The sequence below is a fragment of the uncultured Gimesia sp. genome (assembly GCF_937919775.1).
In the GTDB taxonomy this organism is placed as follows: domain Bacteria; phylum Planctomycetota; class Planctomycetia; order Planctomycetales; family Planctomycetaceae; genus Gimesia.
In genome coordinates this window covers 1-5,067 of the sequence record NZ_CALFPF010000802.1, presented here as the reverse complement: position 1 = coordinate 5,067, position 5,067 = coordinate 1, and the positions used below count along the sequence as shown (strand labels likewise).

5 protein-coding genes are annotated in these 5,067 nt (G+C 51.9%); all 5 read right to left on the bottom strand.

The genetic code is table 11. The annotated features are described in order from the left end of the window. Positions 1–128: 128 nt before the first annotated feature. Positions 129–1,025, bottom strand: coding sequence for an ABC transporter substrate-binding protein (locus Q0294_RS22875; RefSeq protein ID WP_299470113.1), 897 nt, complete (start codon positions 1,023–1,025; stop codon positions 129–131). 250 nt (positions 1,026–1,275) lie between these two features. After that, the gene (locus Q0294_RS22870) at positions 1,276–2,088 is read right to left on the bottom strand and encodes an ATP-binding cassette domain-containing protein (protein ID WP_299470111.1); all 813 of its coding nucleotides are present in this window, start codon (positions 2,086–2,088) and stop codon (positions 1,276–1,278) included. Continuing rightward, entirely contained in the window at positions 2,081–3,019 is a 939-nt protein-coding gene (locus tag Q0294_RS22865; protein WP_299470109.1) for an ABC transporter permease, read from the bottom strand. The genes Q0294_RS22870 and Q0294_RS22865 overlap by 8 nt, the downstream gene beginning before the upstream one ends. After that, positions 3,016–4,320: an STAS domain-containing protein gene (locus tag Q0294_RS22860; protein WP_299470107.1), complete on the bottom strand. Its 1,305-nt coding sequence runs from the start codon at positions 4,318–4,320 to the stop codon at positions 3,016–3,018. Before Q0294_RS22860 ends, Q0294_RS22865 begins: the two co-directional genes overlap by 4 nt. Positions 4,321–4,689: 369 nt before the next feature. Then, complete coding sequence (locus Q0294_RS22855) at positions 4,690–4,929, bottom strand: hypothetical protein (RefSeq protein WP_299470104.1); 240 nt, start codon at positions 4,927–4,929, stop codon at positions 4,690–4,692. Positions 4,930–5,067 lie beyond the last annotated feature (138 nt).

The window sequence follows — 5,067 nt, the reverse complement described above, 5'->3', positions numbered from 1 at the left end:
ATCACTTGACCGCCTCACTCCAGGCCATCATGAAACTTCATCGTGCTTCGAACCCGGCACCACAATGGCACCGAAATGCTGACAGCCGAGGCGACTCTGAATACTCTGAATACCCTGACCGTTCAAGCTCAATCCACGATCTTCTTAGCCTGTTGCTGCCATTCAGGCGGAATCGTCCAGCTGCTCAGGAACTGAGGGGCGACTTTGTTATTTATGGCAAGCTGCTCGGGGACAAAATTCTCAACGGGTATTGTGGCGATGTCTTCGCCATTCAATATTCTTGCAGCCAGGTGCCCGCCGCTTCTGCCGACTTCGAAGTAGTCCGCCCCTAAGCAAAAGAGCGCTCCCACCTGGACATCTTCCGGCATATTTGTGAACACCGGTATTCCACCACTGGCCGCCGTAGCAATCATGGTCTCCAAGCCAGCAGCCACAACAGTATCACCTCCGGCCCAGATTGCTTCGACGTTCCTCGCCAGGAGCGCCTTTGCAGACTCCAGGATGGCTGCAGACGAATCAACGGTAATCTCGATCAATTCAATATTGAGTTTCTTACAGATCGCTCGAGCCTGAATTGTCGAAGCTTCGGAGTTAGACTCCGCAGGATTCCACAACACTCCCACCCGTTTTAATTTGGGATTTGCACGCCGCGCCATCTCAAACAACTTATCGACAGGCTGGGGCGTTCCGTAGCCAGTCATGTAGGGCGGGTGATCCAGAGGGTCGTTGCGACTGATGCCGACTCCCGCTCCAGCAGGATCGGTCGTCAAGGTGAACATGTGCTTCTGTTTGGTGTCGAGATTGGAAGACGCCAACGACTGCAGCATCGGAGTCGACAGAGTTAAGGCCAGATCATAGCCTCGCCCGACAACATCTTTCGCAATCAGAATCGCTGTCGCTCGATCACCTTCCGCGTTGTAACGGACAATTTCTAACTTGCCACCATCTTCAAATCCTTTCTCTGCCAATCCAGCCAGCAATCCCTTCTCGCCGTTTTCCAGGACGGGAACGCTGATAAAGTTCATTATGGCTATCTTTAAAACCTGACTGCCTTGGTTTTGCGATGATCTCTCTTTACCGGGGTCGGACCAAAGCAATAATCCGGATGCCAGCAGAATCGAAATAAGGCCCAGCGCCGTATGGCGTGCGAAAGCAATAAACTTATTCACTCTGAAAGCCCTTTATTTACCTGGGGAAATGTAGTTTTGCATGCTCGCCCGAAGGCTGTTCGCGCGCCCCCGTCCTGCCTTGCCAGCGAAATAATCCGAACTGTCGTCACACGTATTGCGTCTGCAGCATGTCGGCGGCGGTTTCATCAAGCTGCTGCCGTCGTCTCAGTTCTTCGAATTTTGCCAGCAGATCCCTAGGTCTTAGTCGCTGTTTTCTGGGGCCAGAAACATCTAACACGATTTTGCCTTGATCCATCATGATGACGCGATCGCCAACCGAAACTGCTTGCTGCATTGAGTGAGTCACCATCATGGTTGTCAGGCAGTCGTGTTCAATGCTCCGTTTGGTGAGCCGAATGATTTGATCGGCACTTCTGGGATCAAGAGCAGCGGTGTGCTCATCCAGCAATAAGAGTCGTGGCCGGATCAGGGTTGCCATGAGTAAGGTTAGCGACTGTCTTTGCCCGCCAGAAAACGAACCGATCGGGTTATCCATCCGGTTTTCCAGTCCAAGCTCCATTTCGGCAACACATTTGGTTAACTCGTCCTGAGTTGTTGAATTCAGCGCCAGCCCCAATCCTCGCGCCTGGCCACGCCGGGAGGCTAGCGCCAGGTTTTCGAAGAGCGTCATTGATGGTGCGGTACCGCTAAAGGGATCCTGGAAAACGCGTCCGAGCAATTTTGCTCGACGGTATTCCGGCCATTTTGAAACATCGACACCATCGATGCGAATGCTTCCCTCGTCGAGCAGAAACCCGCCAGCGACCGCATTGAGTAGTGTTGATTTTCCGGAACCGTTCGTCCCAATCACACAGACCCAGGAGCCCCTTTCAATTTTTAAATCAACTCCCCGCAATGCATGCACAGCATTGGGCGTTCCGGGGAAAAACGTCTTGTGGGCGTTAGTAACTTCAAGCACGGATCTTTCCTCGTAGCCAACTGGCTCCCTGGGAAAATATTTTTGGAAACACAAGCGCCGCGAACACAAAAACAGCGGTAATAAGTTTGAGATCGTTAGGGTTTAACCCCCATCTTAGTGCGATAGCGATCATAAGCCTGAACAGCACACTGCCCATAAAGGCACCGACAATCAGGTAACCAATCTTCCTTGTGCCAACGAGGGATTCGCCCAGAATCACGCTCGCCACACCCAACACCAGCATTCCCACCCCCATCTGAGCATCGGCGTACCCCTGATATTGAGCAAGCAGAGCGCCGGACAATCCAATCAGAGCATTCGCCAGAAACAAAGAAAGCACCGTCATGCGATTGATATTGACTCCCAGCGATTCGGTCATTCGACTGTTGTCCCCGGTGGCCAGCATGGCAAGCCCCAGGTTCGTACGGAAAAAAATGAAGAGCAGGCATCCGATCAGTATTGTCAGCAGGAAAAGAAGCAACAATGCGGTTACGTCTCGCGAGGGAACTTCCCAGTGAAATATTTTAAGATGATCACCTTCGCCGAAGAGCCCCTGGGAAATACGATGGACGTAAGTCATCAGAGTTGGCTTGGACTGCAGCGGTAAAGTGCTTTTCCCCATCACCCGCAGGTTGACGGAATATAACGCGGTCATCACCAGGATGCCTGAGAGTAAGCGATTGATCTTAAATCGTGTGTGCAGCGTGGCCGTGACTGTCCCCGCCACGCCGGCGGCCAAGGCCCCCATGAGTGTCGCACGCAACGGCTCAAACTCAGCGAAAACAAGTGTCGCCATCACTGCGCCGCCCAGCGTGAATGCGCCGTCCACCGTCAGATCTTCAAACTTCACAACCCGGAAACTAATCAGGATGCCAAACGCCAGAAGCGAGAGGATTAATCCTGTTGCAAGAGAACCCACAAGCAGAGTCATTGAGGGAGCCCTCCAGACGGTGATGTATTTAAAGGCGCTACCCAGACCGCACAGCTATTGAACTCAGTTTCCCCCGCTCCATAATTAGGCCTGGAGTCGCACAGGAGGTGAACCACATCTTTTAGTGATTCCGAGTTGAACAAATCGGTAACCGACTCATTCAGATCGAGTGCCGTTCTTTTCAAAGGCCGGAAGGGAAATACAGCGGCATGAAAATGCCCCAGCCAATTCTCTTCGGACAAAGGACGCAGGAAGGACGTAAGCGAGGGTTCCGTTTTCACATGAGCAGCCGACACTAACACACCGCCTGCAAGCACCATCGAATGCAAATGGATTTGCTCGCCACCAAAGGATAGCCAGTCCCGAATTGAGGGAAACTCGAATCGATCAATGGGTTGTGCGTCTGTTTGTGCTCTGCTTTGAACCGGAGACTGGGTGAGTTGAGTCCCAACCACACCGGCACACTCACCAAGCACAACCACGGCCGCCGCCGACAACCCTTTGATTCCTGCAGCCAGATTTACAATACGGGATAAGGTGAGCGGACTTTCCGACGGCCTTCGGTTGAATCGCACGACATACGAAAAATCGCCGCACAGTCGCAGTCCATACATTAGCTCAACGGCAGGCACATACTCTTCCTGAGCGATGGCAAAATCAGGCAAAAGACCATACTCTCGCGGTGACTGTGCAACCGCACCACCAACCGCAAGAATCTCACCCATCAAATCTTGTGAGCTGTGAGAACCTGCCGCCAAAGTTCCAAGTCCCAGCCCGAGACTATTCGTCGGAAAGTTAAGTCGATGCCCATCTGTGGCCAAAAGAACACTTCGCTGAATTCGCGATGGGTTACCGTAGAGTTCGAGCGACATCGCCTTGGGCGAGCTTGAGCCAAGTGTCTGGATTGTAACTTCAATGCCGTCATCAGTTGTGAGTTCCTGAGATTCCCCGGCATCACTGAAGGCGGACGAATACTTCGCTATCAAAGAATCAGCGTCACACTGCAAGTGATCCAACAACTTTGTCTGTCGCAGAACCATCTCGACATGCGAATTTAAGTCGTAGATCCCCAAAAGCCCGTTCAGTTCGACAAGCCGCTTTTTTGAGGCAATCAATACGCCAATGCCAGCAGAACTGATATAGCTTACGTGAGTGAAGCGCACAATCACTCGAATATACCCCGTCGCAATGGCTTCGTCGATCGCTTCACGAAAGTCCTGCGATGAATCGTTATCCAAGTCACCAGAGAGATGCAGAAGGAGCAACTCCCCTTGTGACGTTTGCTTGATATCAAGTTTCATAACATCGCAACTTCGAAACGACCATGGCAGCATTTTTCAGGCATATGGTGGCGCAGCAATGTATCAAGTGTGGTAAAAAAACACCCAACCTCAAACTTCTACTGCTGAACAAACCGGTTCATGCGGTAATGTTGCATATCCACCGCTGAATTTCACCTGCCGGGCCTAGAAATTCATTGATTTTCGGCGACAACACGGATGACTGCCGCCCCGGCCTGTGAGCAATTGTTTCGCCACTCATTTTCGGTTGAGATGTCCTTCCTGCCCAGACGAACAGGTGTGATCTCCAGCCCAGACAGAAAAACTTCCGTTGTGATCTCGTGGCGCATCGACCAGCCGATGAGAGTAAATATCAATCATACAAACCAGTTACAGAAAGCCTTCTGCGGTCGAGATATATGTCAGATCAAAAAACAGCTTATAACCGGGGCCATCCGTCGTAATATTCCGATCCGGAATGTTATCCGCGATCGGTAGAGAGTGATTCGAATTCGTTGCGTTTACTCGAAAGTTCTTTGTCGTCGATGACACGATGCCTTCCGAATTCATCAGTCTGGCAACTGTGTTCTCACAAACCAGACAACCCCGATTCAGCAGTCCACGGTGCATCCGCGGAGGGTGCGATCCCGTTTTGCGGAGGGCTTTTCGGTGACTGGGGGAGCCCTTGATCCTACGTTCCGCACATCTCGAAGGTAATATCACGGAATTTCCGCTGGCGTTCAGGGATGATATTCGTTGGCGGGGATG

What these genes read in the sequence shown, in the direction of transcription:
- Q0294_RS22875 (WP_299470113.1), bottom strand. Translation starts at nt 1,025, where the DNA reads ATGAACTTTATCAGCGTTCCCGTCCTGGAAAACGGCGAGAAGGGATTG.
- Q0294_RS22865 (WP_299470109.1), bottom strand. Translation starts at nt 3,019, where the DNA reads ATGACTCTGCTTGTGGGTTCTCTTGCAACAGGATTAATCCTCTCGCTT.
- Q0294_RS22860 (WP_299470107.1), bottom strand. Translation starts at nt 4,320, where the DNA reads ATGAAACTTGATATCAAGCAAACGTCACAAGGGGAGTTGCTCCTTCTG.
- Q0294_RS22855 (WP_299470104.1), bottom strand. Translation starts at nt 4,929, where the DNA reads ATGCACCGTGGACTGCTGAATCGGGGTTGTCTGGTTTGTGAGAACACA.